This window comes from Streptococcus sinensis (assembly GCF_000767835.1).
GTDB classification, from domain to species: domain Bacteria; phylum Bacillota; class Bacilli; order Lactobacillales; family Streptococcaceae; genus Streptococcus; species Streptococcus sinensis.
The window spans coordinates 35675-54980 of the sequence record NZ_JPEN01000068.1; the positions used below are offsets into that span (position 1 = coordinate 35675).

General features: G+C 39.0%; 18 protein-coding genes. All 18 read right to left on the bottom strand.

From position 1 onward, the window contains the following. Positions 1–657: 657 nt before the first annotated feature. Positions 658–1986 carry an ISLre2 family transposase gene (locus SSIN_RS05630; RefSeq protein WP_037616707.1) on the bottom strand — a complete coding sequence of 443 codons (1329 nt, stop codon included), beginning with the start codon at positions 1984–1986 and terminating at the stop codon, positions 658–660. 213 nt (positions 1987–2199) lie between these two features. Then, positions 2200–2523, bottom strand: coding sequence for a hypothetical protein (locus SSIN_RS05635; protein WP_037616710.1), 324 nt, complete (start codon positions 2521–2523; stop codon positions 2200–2202). A gap of 4 nt (positions 2524–2527) precedes the next feature. Further along, positions 2528–2911, bottom strand: a complete 384-nt coding sequence (locus SSIN_RS05640) for a replication initiator protein A (protein ID WP_037616713.1) — start codon at positions 2909–2911, stop codon at positions 2528–2530. Positions 2912–2922: 11 nt separating this feature from the next. Next, positions 2923–3201 carry a hypothetical protein gene (locus tag SSIN_RS05645; protein ID WP_037616715.1) on the bottom strand — a complete coding sequence of 93 codons (279 nt, stop codon included), beginning with the start codon at positions 3199–3201 and terminating at the stop codon, positions 2923–2925. Next, positions 3201–4019, bottom strand: a complete 819-nt coding sequence (locus SSIN_RS05650; RefSeq protein WP_037616717.1) for a ParA family protein — start codon at positions 4017–4019, stop codon at positions 3201–3203. The genes SSIN_RS05645 and SSIN_RS05650 overlap by 1 nt, the downstream gene beginning before the upstream one ends. A 137-nt stretch (positions 4020–4156) precedes the next feature. Then, positions 4157–4741, bottom strand: a complete 585-nt coding sequence (locus SSIN_RS05655) for a hypothetical protein (RefSeq protein ID WP_037616719.1) — start codon at positions 4739–4741, stop codon at positions 4157–4159. A gap of 13 nt (positions 4742–4754) precedes the next feature. Continuing rightward, positions 4755–6098: a CHAP domain-containing protein gene (locus SSIN_RS05660; RefSeq protein ID WP_037616721.1), complete on the bottom strand. Its 1344-nt coding sequence runs from the start codon at positions 6096–6098 to the stop codon at positions 4755–4757. A 13-nt stretch (positions 6099–6111) separates the two neighbouring features. Beyond that, a complete protein-coding gene (locus SSIN_RS05665; RefSeq protein ID WP_037616724.1) occupies positions 6112–6369 on the bottom strand; it encodes a hypothetical protein in 258 nt (85 codons plus the stop codon). A gap of 17 nt (positions 6370–6386) precedes the next feature. Further along, positions 6387–8336, bottom strand: coding sequence for a virulence factor (locus tag SSIN_RS05670; protein ID WP_037616726.1), 1950 nt, complete (start codon positions 8334–8336; stop codon positions 6387–6389). Positions 8337–8346: 10 nt separating this feature from the next. Then, positions 8347–8994 carry a hypothetical protein gene (locus SSIN_RS05675; RefSeq protein ID WP_037616727.1) on the bottom strand — a complete coding sequence of 216 codons (648 nt, stop codon included), beginning with the start codon at positions 8992–8994 and terminating at the stop codon, positions 8347–8349. After that, the gene (locus tag SSIN_RS05680) at positions 8994–9299 is read right to left on the bottom strand and encodes a DUF5592 family protein (RefSeq protein ID WP_037616729.1); all 306 of its coding nucleotides are present in this window, start codon (positions 9297–9299) and stop codon (positions 8994–8996) included. The genes SSIN_RS05675 and SSIN_RS05680 overlap by 1 nt, the downstream gene beginning before the upstream one ends. Positions 9300–9532: 233 nt before the next feature. Beyond that, complete coding sequence (locus SSIN_RS05685; protein WP_037616731.1) at positions 9533–9823, bottom strand: BRCT domain-containing protein; 291 nt, start codon at positions 9821–9823, stop codon at positions 9533–9535. A gap of 5 nt (positions 9824–9828) precedes the next feature. Continuing rightward, positions 9829–11943 carry a pLS20_p028 family conjugation system transmembrane protein gene (locus tag SSIN_RS05690; RefSeq protein ID WP_037616733.1) on the bottom strand — a complete coding sequence of 705 codons (2115 nt, stop codon included), beginning with the start codon at positions 11941–11943 and terminating at the stop codon, positions 9829–9831. Between the two features lie 119 nt (positions 11944–12062). Then, on the bottom strand, positions 12063–12542 hold the full coding sequence (locus SSIN_RS05695) for an LptM family lipoprotein (protein ID WP_037616889.1): 480 nt from the start codon (positions 12540–12542) through the stop codon (positions 12063–12065). 95 nt (positions 12543–12637) lie between these two features. Next, positions 12638–15787 carry a VirD4-like conjugal transfer protein, CD1115 family gene (locus SSIN_RS05700; protein ID WP_037616735.1) on the bottom strand — a complete coding sequence of 1050 codons (3150 nt, stop codon included), beginning with the start codon at positions 15785–15787 and terminating at the stop codon, positions 12638–12640. Next, complete coding sequence (locus tag SSIN_RS05705) at positions 15780–16037, bottom strand: hypothetical protein (RefSeq protein ID WP_037616738.1); 258 nt, start codon at positions 16035–16037, stop codon at positions 15780–15782. The genes SSIN_RS05700 and SSIN_RS05705 overlap by 8 nt, the downstream gene beginning before the upstream one ends. Positions 16038–16311: 274 nt before the next feature. Further along, positions 16312–16746 (bottom strand): single-stranded DNA-binding protein, encoded by a 435-nt coding sequence (locus SSIN_RS05710; protein ID WP_037616740.1) that lies wholly within the window; start codon positions 16744–16746, stop codon positions 16312–16314. Between the two features lies 1 nt (position 16747). Next, complete coding sequence (locus SSIN_RS05715; RefSeq protein WP_037616743.1) at positions 16748–19279, bottom strand: SEC10/PgrA surface exclusion domain-containing protein; 2532 nt, start codon at positions 19277–19279, stop codon at positions 16748–16750. Positions 19280–19306: the final 27 nt, after the last annotated feature.

A 19306-nucleotide genomic window follows, 5' to 3' on the forward strand; every position in this document is an offset into this window, starting at 1 on the left:
CTCCTTATTTTTTATAATAAACAACAAAAAAACCTCACACAGGTACTCTGTGTGAGGGCGTAAATCGCGGTGCCACCTCAATTATGGAAAAAAGATAGTATTCTCCATATCTCTGTCTTGTCATCAAACAAGCTGCACTGTAAGGTGTGCCCACCGAATTCTTATTGTTTCAAATTCATATTTATCAATTAGCCCAATTTCGTAAAGATTTGCTGCTCATTTCCACCACCCACAAGCTCGCTAAAAACAAATTCATCTACTACTTTTCTAATTTCCTATATTGTAAATTTTTCCTGAAAGGATGTCAAGACTTTTTTTGAAATCGTATGTGGTAGAATTTTTTAGAATAGGCAATTCTGTATGAAAAAGGAGAACTTGTCACCGAGTTGTAATCAAAAAGACTGAACAATTTCTTGCTCAGCCCTTGACATAGATACGTTTATCCTGTATCATAAATTAGAGACTGAGTAAGAAGTGCGAGTTCTTACTCGGTAAGGCGGAAGGTGTTAGCGCACCTTTCGTCTTTTTTTATTCGATTAAGTTAGTTAAATTATAACACACACCAACACACAACGCAAGTATTTTATATAAAAAACAGCACAAAAAGACCTTTATCACAAAGGTTATTATTATATAACTTTATATCTATCTTTTTATCTATAAATTACGATATTTGCCATATCTGAGGCGACCAACTGATTGAACATCATAGCTCTTATTATTCTTATTCTGTTCTTGTTTGATTTTTCCAGCACTAAAAGACTCTAGATCGATATACTGCTGATAATACTCACGCCAGGAACCAAAAAAGAGTTCTCTTAACTCGCCTTCATAAGCCATGACAATCATTTGACTCATCGTCTCAGCCCCCTGTATCGTCCAATACATGCCTCGCTTCTTCATACGGTAAGTAATCTTACGATGCTGTGACTCCATCACACCAATCCCTGCATGACTGAATCCTCTCAATTCTGCTGGTTTAGTGTATTGAAAGTTGTTAAGCAGCTTTCTTTTGAAGCTTTCAAAGACTGCCAGTTCTTCTTCATTCAAAGCCAATGCTTCTGTTGTATCTAAAACTGTTCGTAGTTTTCCTTTATCGTGCTGCTTAATTGCTTGAAAAGCACTATCCAGGAGCTCCTCTGAGTAAAGTTTGAAAAAGGACTTTAGCTTCTGGTCAACATGATATTTATCCCAAAAGTGCTCATGTCGTTTCACTTTAAGAGCTTTCGCAATCTCTTTGAAAACATAAGGGGTATAGCCATGGCCACCATCTGAATTGGTAATCAATAATGTATCTTCGTCTATTTCAAAATGATTATAAAGATAGTCCAATACTTTGTCACGAGTCAGACGATTGTCTAAGGAAATAAATTCTTTTTTGTCCTGTAACTCAAAACGATTACTCCCTACTTTTTGACTACCTGTATGTACCACAAAATGAGACAAATCAACGTTTCGATTATCTAATTCTTCTCCTCGAGCTTTGACCATCACTCCATCTCCTTCAATATAAATCACATTGACATGCTTTTTATCAACAGGAAACCCTTCCTCAAAAAAACGATAGGCTTCCCGCTCTTTGAGTAAATGATGACAAAGTTTAACCGCTTTAACAACGGTAGGCTTTGTAATCACAATGTGATAGACCATCTGAACAGCTTTAATGACCTTATCATAAGGCATCATAGTAGAAAGATAAGCAATTTGGTACATGAATTCCCAGGAGAACCGGACATTCTTTTTTAACCCTAGTTCCTCGTCTACGGGGACTACCCACTGATTTCCTTTTTTCCATCGACGACGGCGAAAAGTAAACTCTCCAAATGTAAAAGCTACCGTACGCTCCATAGAATGGATGCAGGTATAGCCTCTGGCCTTCATAATCGGAACCATCTGATCATCATACTTAGAGACAAACTCATAGAAATTTGTCGCATTTTGTGCAATTAGTTGTTCTTTTAACTCTCGTTCTTCAAAGATTGTCATTGCCTCTCTCCTCTAAATTAGAATAACGAGAACTATTTTAAAGATTCATTAATCGCTTTTCAAATTTCTTTTGATTTTGGCACCAAAAAAATGGCCAATAATCTCCTTAAATACAATAAGAGAACGGTTCAAAATTAAAAAGCTAGAGTTCCGCCATTGGGAATCTCTAGCTTTTTTGTGACTGAGAACTATTTTGTCTCAGGTTCTTTCATATTATTTATTTTCCTGCTTTTTTCGTTCAATGGAGGTACGGATACTCTCCGCAAAAGCAAAACAAATGGGCCATGAAACAAGTCCCCAAAAGCCCCAGACAATCAGGTCTGCGATAAAGGAAAAGCCACCTGAAAAATGAGCCCCTAGTGCAATGATTAAAATCGGTAATACTAAAACAGGAACGAATTTCAAAGCCAATAGTCCAATGACTAACAAGAAAAACATGCTTAGCCCAATAGATTGATAAAAAATATACAGCGCTATTGCCACAATCAACCACCAGAACGTCTGAACCAGTTTTTTAATGGAAACAAAAATAATCATAGCTTTACTCCTTGATATATGGAACCAATTTATCGGTTAAATAGATACGATTAGGCTGGTTATTACCTGATTTCACTTCTTCTATCAATCCATATTGAGCTAACTTTTTCTTCAGGGAAATAACGGTTGTCTTACCCTGGTTGAACAGTTCACATAAGTCTTCAACCCTAAAGTGAACATAGGTAGCCCCATTGTCATCATAGCCTTTTTGAATAAAATCTAACGGTTCTCTTAAACGATCTAACAAAAAAGAATAGACCAAAATCTCTTTATAATTCAATCCCTTAAAGTCATCATGCTCAAATAGGACTTTAGGAATATAAATTTGTTCAGAATCTGCATCTATCAATGATGGGTCTAAATCGGATAACGTTGATAAATAAGCCATGGTCGCACTCCTTATTTTTCTTTACTCTTCAGTTTTCGCTGCATCTTTTCCCATTCCTGAAGGATCAATCTCTCCAAATAATCTGAGGCAGATTTAGCTCTATGATAAGCCACCAAATCTTCTAACTTATCATAACGGACATCATAATGTAGCGAGAAGGGGAAGCGACCCTTTTTATTGTAGCTATCAGGTGACTTTTGAGCTGCTTCTTTACGTCGTATTGGGGTTCGTCTTTTAGGCGACTCCTTGTCAAAGGTTTCTTTTAGTTGGGCAAAGCGATTCTCTGTCATTAGGCTGTCTCTCCTTCCAGTACTGTTAAGATATTTTGATAGACAGTTTCTATATTATCATAAAACTTCTGATGATTTTCCTTTTGTTTGGTTGTCATAGATTCACGTTGCTCAAAGACACTTTGGTTAATCACCAAACTCTTAGCCACCAGTTCTTTCTTCTGAATGGAACCTAGGTAGGCTTCATCTTCCTGAACAACATCCAAAAACTGCTTACAGGTTTCTGTCACGTTGTTACCGTAATACTCAATTTTATTGCCAATAAGATAAGCTTCAGCTTTCACATAGCTTTTCTTTGTGATAACCTCAACTGCTTCACTCTTAATATAGTCCACAAACTTTTTAAGAGCTAACCAGGCACGAAAACCATTTGTAGAAGCATCCGTTACACCCAGGACAATATCTGAAACGGCTATAAAGTTAGCTGTCACTAAACTTTCATCATTGTGCGTATCAATCAAGATAATGTCGAACTGTTCGGCTAATTCATCATAATGCTCACTGAACCACATAAAGAGCTGAAGATATTTATTATTTCGACTGTTGAGGTCTAATTCTTCATCAGTTAGCCGTTCGTCCCCACGAATTAAACTAAGATTATCGTTGATACGACAAATTTCATACTCACCTGTTGTAAAAATATCATAGATAGTTTTGTCACTCGTCACATCAAAGGAATGCGTTAAATTACATTCTCTAGCCCCATCAATTAACAAGACACGTTTCCCCATAACTCTAGACAGCCAATCTGCTTCATTATAGGTTTGGCTACTTTTTCCGCCACCACCCTTATCCAAGTTTGTTGTTTGAATCTTCATAAGGCTCCCTCAATCATTATTTATTAGATAAATAGTTATATAACTTTTTATACCTTTATTCTATCTCAAATAATAATATTTGTCAATAAAAAATACACAAATTGTTATATAACTTTTTGTGCATTTCTTCTTGTTAACTATCCAAAAGTGCCACCGATATTACCGCCAACATAATTTTTCAGCTGGATTTGATGGACTGTTGTATTGAAGTTTCCGACAAAATAACAATTATCCTCTCCGTCTTTCGTCAAGACAATCAAAAACTGAACAACGTCATCATTGTCTGATCTTGTCACCTCTAGTTTAGAAGATTGATAACTGTACTGATTCACTAGAATGGCCATCGCCAATGTTTGAATCATCCCGTCTTGACTCATGGATAAATGATTCTCGAACGTCCCTTTGACCTCTGTCAGATGGTTAGCTTGATGAATGGCTTTGATGGCCTCCTCAAATGCTTTTGCTACTTGTTGCTTCTGCTCCTCACTGCTTTCTGTATAGGGATGTTCTAACTTTAATTTAGCTGTTCGATAGTTCTTCTCATCAGCCGTCTCTGGCTCAGCTACTGAAGAAGGTTTAGACTCTGAAGGTCTTGTGTGTTCCGTCTGAGAATTTTCAGGTTTGTTGCTGGTGAAATTTCTGTAAACAGCTATTCCTGAAAAAAGAAGTAATAAGCTAATCACCATTACAAAAATCATATTTTCTTTTATCCATTCTTTCATTGATCTATCCTTTTTATTTTCCGAGTTTAGGGGCTTTACCGTCTGGATAAGCAAAGGTCGTGATTTCTGCCCTTTGCTGTTCTGGGCTCCAGATACGATAGTTCCAGGTATATGGTTTTTTAAAGGAATCCCAGCCGCTTAGGGGTGTGTTCTGCTCTACTATCAAAATTGAGCCATTTTCAAAGACATGACAGACAATCCCTGTATGGCCATAGCCACCGCCGCCATTCTGAGTCGAGAAGATAGCGCCTTTCTTAGGTGTTGTTTTAACGCCATTTCCAAAGATATTAGCCCAAGCAGCTGCTTGATCTTTCCCGTTTCCACTAACGGATCCTGAATGCCCCCAGAGGTGATTTCCAAGACTAATGGTTAGGTTTACACATTGCCCATCAAACCCTGGTCCATTACCTGTGACATACCAACCTGTAGAACCAGCATACTCCATACCAAGCGTTTTTGGATCGATAATATATTGCTTCAAGCTGTCTGGAAGATTATCAGGACTATAGCCCCATGCAGTCGCATCAGATGGAACTCGACCTGTTCCATCAGTAGCACCATTTGAAGATGAATCGCTACAATCCTTACTCTTACTACTGGTAAAAGTATCAGATGGACCACTATCTCCAGGTGAAGATGTGGCGCCCTGATAGGGCTTTTCTCCATGAGCACTAATAGCTTCTTTATCCAACCACTCATACTTTTTCCCAAGCGTATTGTACATATCAACCAACTTGGTTTTATAGCTGCTGTCAGTTGCCCAGCCACCGTCCGCAATGGAAGAAAGAGTTGCGATACCATCAGTGTTATTGATGGCTTTTGTATAGAGGGTTTGGTGAGCCATGAACTCAGCTTTCCCCACAATCCCTGCATCATAACTAGCAAACCAGGTATAAGCACCACCGGTCCCATCTCCGACATTAGCTCCTGGTTTGGTTCCAGATAAGTCGATACTATTTTCTCCATAGGTCGCAATTGTGACTGGAAAGTTACTCTTACTGGAGGTTTTAACGCCTCCCATGTTGTGTGCTTGCCAAAACGATGTGCCATTAGGATTGGAGAAGTTAAACCCATTTTCAATCATGGTCTGCGTGATGGACGCAGATGGCAAGAAGCCACCTGCTTTCCAGGAAAGAATATAGGCTTCTTTGTGTTCCTTTACAAAGGAATCAATAGAACCATCACCTGAAGAAATAGAGGAATTAGTAGAAGCTGAAGTTGAGATCTCTGTCGTACAATTTGTCTGTGTGCCACTAACGGCTCCTAAAATACCTGCTAGGATGGTAACTCCCACACTAATCAGAAAGACAACAGAGACTAGTGGAAGCAGTATTTTCAAGAAAACGACTTTTTTCACATCATCCCTCTTTCTACCATAAGCCTAAAATCGTCTTTATAATGGCATAGAAGATTAAGAAAACAATAAAGCCAATTCCTACCTTCTTCAGACTTTTTAGGAACTCTTGATCGCGTGCTTTTTGAGCAGACAACCGCTTTGGATCCGATTCTCCTTCAGAAGCAAAATAATCCCGTTCTGCTTTCATTTTAGCCTTCGTGACCAACACATATTCATCAAACGCTTGTTTTTTCCGACCAAAATAGCCGAGTTGATTGTTCTTTTGCGACATAAAACTTTCCTTTCCTTCTACTGGATACCACCATAGCGTTGTACTTCTGGAGTTAATAATTGCTGGTTAAAGACTAAATTTCCAACTCCTGCAATATTCATAAATAACTGACCCTTAATTAAGCGTGGTAAGGTCTCAAGTTCAGATTGATTCATCGAACCTGCTAGGGCATTGGCAAGCAAAGGAATGCTTGTTTCGTCTGTCTGCGCAAACACACGGTATTGCATGAGTCCAAAGATACGCTGCACAGATGTGACGTAAGGGTCTTTATGATTTCCTGCGCCAGCTTCAAATAGGATTCCTCTAAGGGAGTTAACAGATAACACAACCCCTGCAAAATTCTCTCCCATGGAATCAATCATATCTGCTAGTAATTCCACACTGCTTTCATACTTGGGATTGATAAGAGTTTGCGCTTCACTAATGTTCACAATGTAATGTTCCATATCCATCTCTGTTAGATTGGGGGTTGCTTTTAGTAGTTGTTTACAGCGTTTGCCGTTGTTTACAATATCAGCTGAGACCAAGGAGAGGACTGAAAAGATTTGAGCATTAAGCAAATGTGGTGTCCCTTTTAGACCTGAAAAGTCAAAGGTCACCACTTGTTCAGAAGAAATATCCTGGAACTCTGTGGTCCCTTCAAACATTTCTTCGTTTGTTGTTAAAAGTTCATTGAATGTTTTGTAAATACGGTTAACGGATTTGATCTCAATCTCATCAGGATTACTTTGCATCATGAGACTACGTTTATAGTCATCCGCAAACAAAATAAAGTCTGATAAAATGGGATACTCTTCATTGACTAAATCGGTAGCTTTCAACTTCTCTGGATTGAGTTTAGGGTTGCGTGCCCATAAGCCTTCCTCAATGTAGAATTCATTTAGCATATCACCAAAGGTCGTTAAGTCATCGCCAGTCGCTTCACTGTTCAGTAGTTTGAAGATACTCTTGAGTTTCTGAATATGCAGGTTGTAAGATTTTTTCTTATCTATAGCCGTTCCTTCTTCATTCGTTACAGTTGGAAAAACTTGAAACATATTAATGCGATTGGCTTCTCCCGATAAGTCTAAAATGAGACCGTGCTGTTGTCTGGTTTGATCAAGAAATGTCCCGTTAGCGTCGAAGTTACGAATGTAGTTCCCTTTTGCATAGAGTCCGTCTGTATGTTTTAAAAGAAAGGAGCGTTGACCCATTTTTGGATTGCCTGAGAGAATCATAAAGGAACGCGTCCTGCGTTCATCTCGTTCTAAGAAGTTGAAATTGACGGCCCCTTTCGTCGGGGTCCAGCCCAAATAGACTCCTCGCTGATCTTCTAGCTTGGTATGATTAAAGAAATAGCCACCTGCTAGGTCATGCGCTCTAATGGGAATCCCACGTCTATGATTAGGTAAATCAATTTGATATTGTGCTGGAATAAAGGGTGCATGATACTCAAAGTCCAATTCTCCTGAGAGAATGGTTGACTTGAAGTTTGACGTCTTATCTTTAATATCCTCCACCTTCTTGAAAAGCGCTTCTTTCGTTGAGGCTGAAGAATAGTTGCGCACATACATCCCCAACATGGCGATGTTCTTCTTTTTAATATCTCGATCTAACTGAGTAAGATCCTTGATTTCATCTAATTCTTGCTGATTATCAACGATTTTACTGTTACTTGTAATACGCGTCGATTTTTCTTCTATGGAATCCTTAATCTCTTGCTTCAGCTCTTTGTTGTTGGCTCGATAAAGCGATAAGAACGAACGGGTTCCAGGAATTAACATAAGATCTGATAGCCAAAAACGATCTAAATCTTCTGATGGATACTCGTAAAAATGAAGGGCAGTATGATATCCGTCTCCACTCATCCAAGAGCGGTCATCTTTCTTGAAATCAATATTCCCCTGTGGTTGAATCCGACTGAGAAAAGCGAGGTCATACCCTTGTGCTTTTAGCTGCCGCTGTCTGCGTTTTGATAATTCTGGCATACTCTTCTCCTTACACTTTTTCGTTCATATTGTTAAATTGCTTTATGATTTGTTCCTTCTTGATTCGGGTAATTTCTTGAGGAACAAAATCATTATTGCCATAAGACTTAGCTTTGCGAACCAAGTCATCTAACTCGCTCGTCGTTGGGGCAAAGAGCCACAGAATAAATTCTGTGTTATAGATTTCCTGTTGAATACTCTCTTCCACCTGAAGCTCATTTATGAGAATCATCTCACGATCATGCAACTGCAAGTAGCGACGTGAGTCAGGTAATAGCTTTGCCTTTTCTTGACGCACCAAACTCAAATGATGGCGGAGGTCCATCATTTGTGTATCTGTATTGGTTGGTAGGGTCGTTGTTTCAATCTGAATATCTGTATTGAAGTCCGTTAACCATTTTTCAAAATTATCAATAGTCCGTCTGATTTCATTGTAAGAGAGCGACCCTAAGTCCTTTCCTGGAATCTCCATCAGCTGAAGATAACCATAATCGACTAACTGGATGTATGCTTGACGATTATCAATAATGGATTTCACATCCAGCAATTCCACACAGGAATGGAGGTCAAAATATTCCTGGTTGCCTTTCTTATTCTCTTGTTTTCGACCTAATGGTCGCTTCGCATTAGGCCTCATTTGCGTTTGTTTAATAGCCATTAATGGTTCTCCTTTCTATGATAATTCAGGCTGACATAGCGCTTGCGGCGTCTTCTAAAAAAGAGGAACATACTATTCCAATTCTTCTTTCCACCATTTGTCGGTAAAACTAGATACAGACACATCAACGGTGTTAGAATCACAAAAGCAAGTAATTGCGGCCACTGGCTCGTTGGAAAAATCTTCGTTCCAATAGACACGGCTGCCACAGCTGATCCGCCTACAAAAACAATATCAGCCATCACTAACCCTATAATTTTGACTTTGGCATAAATGTCCCGTGGGACACCATATTTCTCATCCATCTAATCAACTCCTTTTCATTGGTACTTCCATCATAAGAGATAATGAAATTCTTTGCATTAAGGGGACAAATCAATTCTAGCTAATGTTTAAGATGTTGATGTTACATAAGAAGTTATATATCTTTGTATATAAAAAAGAAGCCTCAAGATGAACTTGAAACTCCTTTTTGTTAACATGAAACATACAATGTTAATAGTTTGCCTTTTTTTGAAAAAAACGTAAACACCAATAACTACCTATCACACTTGAGATTTTTTACCATATTGAAAAATACATCTTCTGACAAAATAGTGATCTCTTGTCCTTCCGCTATTCGAGCGAGAACTGCTTCATACTTCTTAGAACGCTTATCCGGTTCAAAGAGATTTAACTGCTTATGACCTGCCAGTAGAATCTCCGTTTGACTAGAAACATACCCTTGGACAACAGCTCCTTGATTTTCTAAAAAGACAGTCACTTCTTGTCGTGTCATCGGACGTAAACTTCCTGTAATCACAATGATCTTACCAGCAACATCAATCATAAGCTTTACTCATCACTTTCATCAATTTCGGCCCCTCTGATGTGTGATTGACCTTGCATGCGCTGAGCGGACTGCTGCATTTGTTGGTTCATATAGTTCATTTGGTGCATGGATTGTTGGAGATTTCGTCTTGCTGGAGAGTCTATTTTCGGTTTTTTAGGAACATCCTTAGTCGCATTTGGGATAGGCATTTCTTTAGCTGGTGCTGTCGGATCACTAATACCAGAGAATGCTTCACCTGAAGGCTCTGTAGAAGATACCGTAGGGTCTGTAATCCCTCCACCAGTTGGTCCAGCCTCATCTGAGATAGTTCCAAGACTATCAAATCCTGCCGAAGCATCTGGATCATATGGCGAAACAGGTTGAGGATAATCCTTAAAACTATGATCTTTCAATCCACGATACACCGCATCATGGCCAGCTTGTTCTTTCTGATCAATATGATCAGAAACGCCTCCTGCAAAGTCTTTGACTTTCCCAATAGCCTCTTTCCCCATCAGGTCGGCAGCACTATACATGTTACTTAAACCTCCTTTGGCTGCGCCTGCCACTCCTTGGTCTTTCACTGCATTGAAGGCACCGCGAATACCACCACCCGTTGTTGCAAGACTATTTCCGAGTACCTTACTACCTGATGCAACAGCTCCTGGAACTTTGCTTGCGACATTCATGCCAAAGCCACCAAGTCCCATAGCCGCATGACCAACAGCACCTGCTCCTGTCGCAAAGGCTTGACCAGCCATCATGGCTCCAATGAGTTGTTGGGCGGTATCACTGTGACCCGTTGACACACCAAGCCAGCGTTCAATCATAGAAACGCCTTGCATGGCCGCAAAGAAAAGTCCGATATAAACAAGGCAAGCTGCCAAACATTGTTCCCACATGCTAAGGCCATCGAAGAAACCACCTGAGAGCTTCGTTATTGCCGATACAGATAGAGTTGGTAGATCTCGACAAATCTCAAGAGTCACCCGCATAATTACCACTTCAAAGAAAATACCTGCTATAGCACCACCCATGGTTCGTAACAGCTCTTTATACTTCTTAGAGTTGGATAGTGAAGAATAACCTTGGAGCGGGGAAATCATGGCTTGGATGATAATATCAAAGACGGATTTTACTAATTTGATTGACATAGCAATCAACAAGACAATCAGGATGATATACTGCATGAACATCCCGATCCAGTTAACTTTGTACCGCATATAAACAGGTTCAAAAGCGTTTAATTGCCCCACAATCTTATGTTCAGTAATCGTCTCAACGCCTGTCTGATTGGCATTCAGTCGATGAAGAAACAATCCTTTTAGACCTTCCTGTTTATCTTCCATTTCATCTAACAAACCTGAATTAGAAGCTCCGTAAGTTGCCCCAAAATCAATCCGTGTCGCAAAATCGGTGGTATCGCGCTTATCCGTGCTATCCGTAATATTATTAACAGGCGTTGAGCCTTCTTTGGGTGGTTTGATATAGCCAAAACTATCCAGCGGAAACAGTTCCGTTGAAAAGTCGTTGTCAATCAAGACCTTGAGGTCCACCACATTGTTCTTCATCGGTTGGATGGCTAAAGATGAGTATTTCTTACTCCCTTCAGGTGCTTCGCTTGAGACTGTTTGAATGTTCATGGCATCTTGAGCAACAACAGAAGAAATGGTTGTTAGCGCCAATGGTAAGGCAGCCGTCACCATCGTGACCAAAAGGAAGTTGGTAATCACTCCTTTATATTTGACAGGTTTCGTGAAAACACCTGTAATAGCACTGACAACTAGAATCAAGGTAAATAAGGTTGTTCCAATTACCTGAAACCAGTAAAAGAACTGCCCAATAACAGTGTTACTATCCCCTAAATAGCCAAAAAGACCAAAGAGCTTGAACATATTATTAAAAACATGTTCAAGACTAACGGTAATTGAATATAAGGCTTTAGCGATGCCACCTGGGATATAAGCTAGGAAGGAAAGAAAAGCTGGAGTCGAATCCAAATAGTTGCTCCAATATTTATAAAAAGAAGCCATCTTCTCCGCATTCTCTCCTGTGATATTCCCGTTGGTCTTACCATTAATATCTAGAAAACCTTTTTCTAGGGCATTGACCAGATCTGAATAAGTGTCGTATATCAACTGAAGGTACCCACTTTCTGTTTATGATACCTTCATCATAAGGGATAATGAGATTTCCTGCATTAAGCGGACAAGTCACAGGAAAACATCAAAAAAAGCCTCAAATGAGACTTTTTCTTTTATTTAGCTTTGCCAGAGAAATCATAGTATCCAAAGCTACGTGGTTCTCGTCCTAAGTAAAAAATACGAATAGATTTGCCACCATCCGATAAGGCGATTTGATAGGCTCCCTCAGAATCTTTTTTTGTTGGATTCTTTTTACGACTAACAATTATTGTAAAGTTATCAGTTCCTTTGAGTTCACCTTCCAACTCATTAATAACACGCTGGGTTCCTGAGGGAATATCATCTTCAGAAATAACAGAAAAATATTTCATATCTCCATAGCTATTAGTAATTGAATTGTCTTTTTTATTAAAGGTTAGTGTGTCATCACCGGCTCTAAATGGATACCCACCACCTGAATCTTCAGAATAACCCGTATAACTATCTTTCAATTCTGTTTTGATAATATCTTCCGTTGATTTTTGACCACAAGCCACAAGCATAACAAGGGCCAGTCCGAGGGTCAGAAAACTAAACCACTTTTTCATGTTCATCATCCATTTCTCCTTGATTTTCTTGATTTCATTATATCAGAAAACTGATTTTTAAGCAATTATACACTTTATTATATAACTTTTTGGTCATCTCGTTAGATAACATCATCCACAAAGAAAATATCGTCATCTTCTTCCTCATCAAAAACTTCTGCGATGACAGCTTGGGTTAGATCAGCTGAAGAAGTAAACTGAGATTGAGCGAGAGGCTTCGATTGTTGCTTTCTCGTTGCTAATTTAGGTGATTCTCCATTTGTTCTCATGCGGTCAGTTAAAGCTATCCGCCAGTCAATAATCTTTCCAAAGGTACTTTGTGCACCCACCGCTATATCCTGCAAATCAAGCTCCCTATGAGCACTCTCTACTGGTATATCCGCCAAAGTCATTGACTGATCAAACTCTTCCTGAAGGAACATGTATCGATAAGGAAGACTGGTTTTCTCATGTAAGAAAATTGGATCTGTCGTGATTTTGCGTCCCGCATTATCTCGACCTTTCACCCCACGTAGAATAACCGCTTCTCCTTCTTGGAGTTTGGCTAACTGTGTCGGTGTCAATAGCTCCTGTTTAGGATTCTCAATAGACACATTAGGGTTAGCTTCGTCTAGGATATTGCTGGAGCGTCTACGACGTGTGATGGTACGAGTTCCTAATTCTTTACTGAAGTACTCATTTGTCTTCGGCTCAGTTGACTTAACATAAATTTTCAAAGAGCAATTTTCTTTAATCGTCTCAGCCGTATTCTCTCCATACTTATCTGTTAACTGCTCTAAATTTTGAATCCAGAGGTAATAGAGGATATTTTGACCAAGACCAATAGAAATCTTCGTATCCATGTGAGGAATAGCAGGAATATTGGTGAATTCATCAAGGATATGAAGAATCCGATTGACACATTTACGACCATTTGAGAGAGCTAACTCATAATTGGCATTAAATAACTGGTCCAAAAACAGTGACACAATGCTGTTGTATTCTGTCCTGTTTGGTGGTGTCACTAAGTAAATCACTTTAGGATTATCTGAATAAATCAAGTCAATATCTTCTTCCTGAAGAAAGACATCCTCTTGTTTATTCAGAACCGTGACCTTGATATGGTCCAGTACTGGTTTCTTCGTGTATTCATCCAAAGCAATAACCTTGCCATGTTTCTGATAAACTTTCTCAGCTGAGAATTGGAAGATGTGGTCACGAATTGCTGAATTACCGTTATTTTGGTGATCAAAGTCAATCGTCACCAGAAACTGCTCAGGAAGTTTTGGCTCAATGACATAAGTTAGGTAGCCTTCCCCATCGATAAGAGCCGTTGCAGCATTGACGTGAGTCACTTGTCTAGTGGTTTTACCCCAAGCTGATTGACTAGTAATCGTCACTTTAGCTGTCTTATGAGCGTATTCATTACGCATGGCAACGTTTGAGCTGGAACGGAACTTAATGGACAGGCGACGTGGAAAACCAACTGACTCTAAGTCAATGGAATTTTTAGAGGTGAGCTTGGCAATATTATCTTGCAAGAAGAGGTTAATGCCTGACATCATGCTTGAGAAGACATTCCCTTTTGTTTCTTCAGAGGCAAAATCAGATGATCTGAAGTTGAGATCAGCCATATCTCTAAATTTAGAAAATTGTTCCTGGTTAATTTTCCGTAAGTTGTCAAAGTAAACCGTGATTTTGGATTTCTTCTTCACTTGTTGATCACGATCTGGATTCTCAACGATTTCTCCAAAATCATTGACAAATACTTCCTCAGAACCCAAGTCAGTTAAGAATTTAGCAATATTACGAACCGTTACAGTGTCCCAGGCATCCTTTTCACCATTCTTGACCGTTTCATTGGCGCGGTCAATGAGAGCCATGGCAATCGCATTAAAGAGAGAAATCGAGGTATCTTCCCAATATTTGGCATTGCCATTGCCGACACCTGGCTTCGTTTTACGGTAAATCGCTTCAGCAACCGCATTAATCCTTGTTTGAGTTATTTCGTAATAGCCTTTTCTAGCTGCTGCTATGGCAAGAGCTAGAGGGTTATAAGACATTGACCAGTCCATGTTTTGGAAAGAGAGGACGTTAACATCATAGCCACGTTGGCGCATGGTCTTATAAGATGACTGATAGTGCTCCCCTTTGGGGTCCGCAATAACCATAGAAGGCTGAATAGCTGCACGGCTATTAATATCAATCGTTGTCGTGATATGCCCCTCTCCTTTACCAGAACGCGTCATACCAACTCCCAGCATATTCGTTGTACTGTCATCAATATAATAGTCACCTGAAGCTTTAGAGTAGATACCTAAAATTCTCTCCGCATTCGTCATATAACGGCTAAAGGTACGGTTTTGCCACAGCATCTGAGAGCCAAGCGTTAATCCTGTTAGATTCTTTCTCGTCTCATGAAGAACAGGAACGCCCCCTTCACCTGGATAAGTTTCTGTCTTATTTGGTACTTTCTTATACTGCTGGTGGATTTCCTTAACCGTCGCAAAACGGTCATCCCCCTCTTCATTGTGGTTATAATCACGGTATTGCTCAAAATTGACCCAAGCAGAGCGCCAGGCAACCACTAGTCCAATCAGAAAAATGGGGACTGCTAGAATGGGCGCTATTACAAACACTCTAGCGTTAAATAGATTCTGAACTAACAAGCTATCCACGTTAAAAGTAATAGTTTGACTATTATCTCTCAAAGTCATAATTGAGAAATAAAGGAATCGAATAGCTGCCCTCAAAACAGTCACCAGATAGTTTGTGAGAATAAACGCTATCAAACTGAATCCCATTCCCATAAACACAAAGCTACGATAATTTTTGAAGTAGAGCAAGGGTTTCATTTCCTTATCAAAACGTTTTCTATCTTGTTTTACAAAAGGAATTTTATAAATGAGACGAAAGAGAATATTTCCTAATAGCAGAAACAGAAATGAAGGAATAATCGTTGCAAGTCGTTTAATAAGATACCACGACCGCTTACCTTTGTCTTTCCCAGTTGACTTCCAGTCAATCTTATGTCTATTTTCCCATAAACGAGCCAGCTCTTTCCTCTTGTTTCTAAGATGGCTCTTAATCATATCCCGATCATTTATAACTCCTTTTATCAGCTGAAAAACGTTCAGTAGAGGTTTTCTGATGATCTTGATCCCCTGGTAACAAAGGTATCCTACAAAACTCAGCAACAAAAAAGCATTGAAACGATTCACTTTAGCTAATTGGATCAGCGTATAATACAGAGCTTCTAGCCAACTAAACATATTGTTCACCTCGAATATCTTCTAAAAAGTGGTTGATCTTCGATCCGTAGAAACTGGAAAAAAGAAAGATCTTGAACTGTAGTTGAGGTGAAGCTAGTTGATAGCGCTCCAAATAAGAGTAAACTCCCTGCTCTATTCCCAGGTGAACCGTCCATCGATGACAGCTTCTACCTTGTTTCAAATAATTTTCAACCTGAAGTGAGTCAGCCATCAAATCATCAGACTGATCATCTATTTGTTTTCTTGTCATAAATAATGTTCCTTTCCAATTTTGTTATAATACATTACTAGTGTAAGAGATAATGGAAATCTCTGCATTAAGGGGACAAGTTATGTCAAGTATCCAAAAAGTTATATAACTTTTTATCTCTTATTCAAGATAATTTCATGCATAAGAGATTATAAAATTAGCTGAAAACGTCTCAGAATCGTCTTCTCAGCACCTGTTTCTGGCATACCGTAGATAAATTACTCACTTCACACAAAAATAGCACGTGATATAAACATCATGTGCTATTTTTTAGTTAGAATGGCTCATCTGCATCTACTGGTTCTGGATAAGATGAAATTTGAGAAGATGCATGCTGAGAAGGATTCCAGTTCCCTTGTTTTCGTCTCGTTGCTGCCTCTTTACTTTCTAAAAAAGTAATGCCATCATGTTGGCTTGGAGCAATATATTGATAACTCCGACGTTGTCCCTGACTGTTTGTATAAGTCCGCTGAATAATTTCTCCTTTTACCAGGATAGGAGAGCCTTTTGATAGGCTTTGTGCCATAATTTCAGCTTGTTTGCCATACACTTGTACATGAAAGAAGCTAGTCAATGGTTTTCCATCATTCCCCTGTAAACTGGAATCACAGGCGAAATCAAACTTAAAACTAACGTTTCCATTAGCAGTTCTTCCAACTGCATCTTCTGGAATGTCTGACACACGACCATTCGCAATAAATTCTTGCATATTATTCTACCTCTTTTCTTTTGTGACCTACAAAACTAAGAGCTAAGAGTATCACTCCTCCAAATAATCCCAACAAAGAAGTTGTTTCTCCAGTAGACGGTAAGCGATTAGCGGATACATTATAATTAACTTTCACTTGCTTATGATTGGTTGGAGTGAGTGTTGGTGTAACAGTTTGTTTCTTTCCGTCCACATAATTTGTAATTTTACCTGTTTCATCCACAACTGGAATTGCTTGTCCGCCTGCTTGTTCAATCGCTGCTTTTTGCGCTGCTAATTTTGCTAAGCGTTCTGCTTCCAATTGAGCCTTATATGTTTTTACAAGCTTAGTATATTGAGCAACTACTTCTGTTTGAGTTGCTTTTAACACTTGCAATTTTGCTTCTTCTTTCTCAAGCAGATCTTTTTTCTCCACTAAAGTTTGTTTAGCTGTCAATAAGTTTTGTTTTGCTTGAGCTAAACGTGCAGGTGCATCTTTCAATTGACGCACTTTTTCTTGAGCCACTGTCAAACGTTCTTTCGCTTGTACCAACTCATTGTTACGTTGGCTAACTAATGCTTGTGCTTTTGTCAAATCAGCTTTCCTAGTAGCTAATTTGTTTTGTTCAGCAGAAAGACTATTTTTAAGTGCGTTAAGCTCTGACTGTTGTTGAGCTAATTCAGCTTTTGCTTGTGCTAAAGCTGCTTGTTTAGCTTTCACGTCCGCATTCAATTGAGAAACGGCTTCTTGGGCTGCTTTATTTTCAGCTTCATCCGCTTTTAAAGTTGCCTGTGTTTGATCCAATTGAGTTTGAGCTGCAGGAGTTTTAACTTCTGTAGCTTTAATAGCATCACGTTGTGCTATTACTTCTGTTAAATGATCAGTTGCTTTCTTATGATCAGCTTCAGCTTTCAACTTATCTTCTTGCGCACCATCATCATCTTGTTTTGCAACATTATAAGTGCTTTGAGCTTCTTTTTGAACTTTCAACAACTTCTGACTATCAAACGGATTACTCAATACTGTTTGGTTAAAAGTGCTACCTGACAAGCCTTTATCATGAAGAAACAAGAAGTTCACCACTTGCCAATAATCATCTTTAAAAGACGTACCAACCCCCAAATAACTTGTCTTAACATCCGTACTGAATAGACCAGCTAAACTAGAAGCATGAAGAAATTCATTGTTTTCGTTATCTTCTACATTTTCAAAAGCATTAAACATTAAATTTAAAATCGTATTATAAACCAAATGTTTTAACTCAGATTTTGTTACAAACTGCCCCGCTCCAGCACCACCATTCAAACCAATATTTTCTTCAGTGCCAGAAGAAATTCCATATTGATCCAATACCTTCTTAAGATTGGTTGAATCATGACCTTTCACACCATTGGTTTTAGAAGTAGATACATGGCTATGGACAATTTTAGCTGCATCTTTCGCCACCTCTATTTTAGAAGTTCCAAAAGCTGTATGAATTTGATTCAACAAATCAGCTGCAAACAAAGAGATTTCTTCTCTGGTCGCCTCCGAAAGATTATTCAAATCAAGCTTTTCTTGACCATCATTTTTATTCGCTTTAAAGCGATTCTGCTTAGCTAAGACTTTACCCAAAGCTACCAATTTATCCGTCATAGTCTTCTCTTCAGCTGGAGAAGCTGTCGCGATTTTTTGAGAATACTCTCTTAAAGCTGCAATATATTCCTGAGAAATCTTAATTTGATTGATAGATTCAGCATCTTGGTTAGCTTTTGTCAAATCAGCAGTTGCTTTTTCCAAAACTTCTGCCGTTTTGCTTGCCGCAGCAACCTTTTTATCTAACTCAGCTTTAGAAGCATCTACAGTTGCTTGAGATTGAGTCACTTCCTTTTCAGCAGTTGCCAGCTCACTTGCCCGCTTTTGATCAGCTTGTTTCGCTTCAGCCAAATTTGTTTGAGCTTTAGTAACTGCTTCTTTATCAGCGTTTACTTTTGCTTGCGTTTGTTCAGCTTTAGCAATAATTTCTGTACCCGTACCATCTAGGATGGCTTGTTTTTCGGCTACTTTCTTTTCTGCTTGAGTTACTTCTGCCTCTTTTATTTCAACTGACTTTTGCGCTTCAGTAACCGATTTTGTTTGCTCAATTACCGCTTTTTGAGCCATTTCTTGGGTTGTTTGACTAGCAGATACAGCATTTTCAGCTTGACTTACCTGATTAGTCGTTTCCGTAACAGAAGTTTCTGCTTTAGCCACATTTTCTGGAGTCGCTTCTTGATTGACTTTCTCAGATTGAGCGACATTAGTTGTTTCTGTTTTGACCATATTTTCAGCAGTCGTCACATCTTTTTGGGCTGCTTGTGCTACTTGTTCTTGTGCTTTGACTGCTACAGTTGCAGTATCTACAGCTGTTTGAGATTGAGTTACTTCTTCTTTGGTTACAACTGCTTTCGTTTGAGCAGCTTCCGTGCTTTTAACTTCTTTTGGTTGCACATCTTCTGCCTGTACTACTCGTCCTGCACCTACCACAGCAATAGTCGCAACTGTTGTCATCAATGTTTTACTAACTTTATTCATAATATCTTATGACTCCTTTTAAATGAT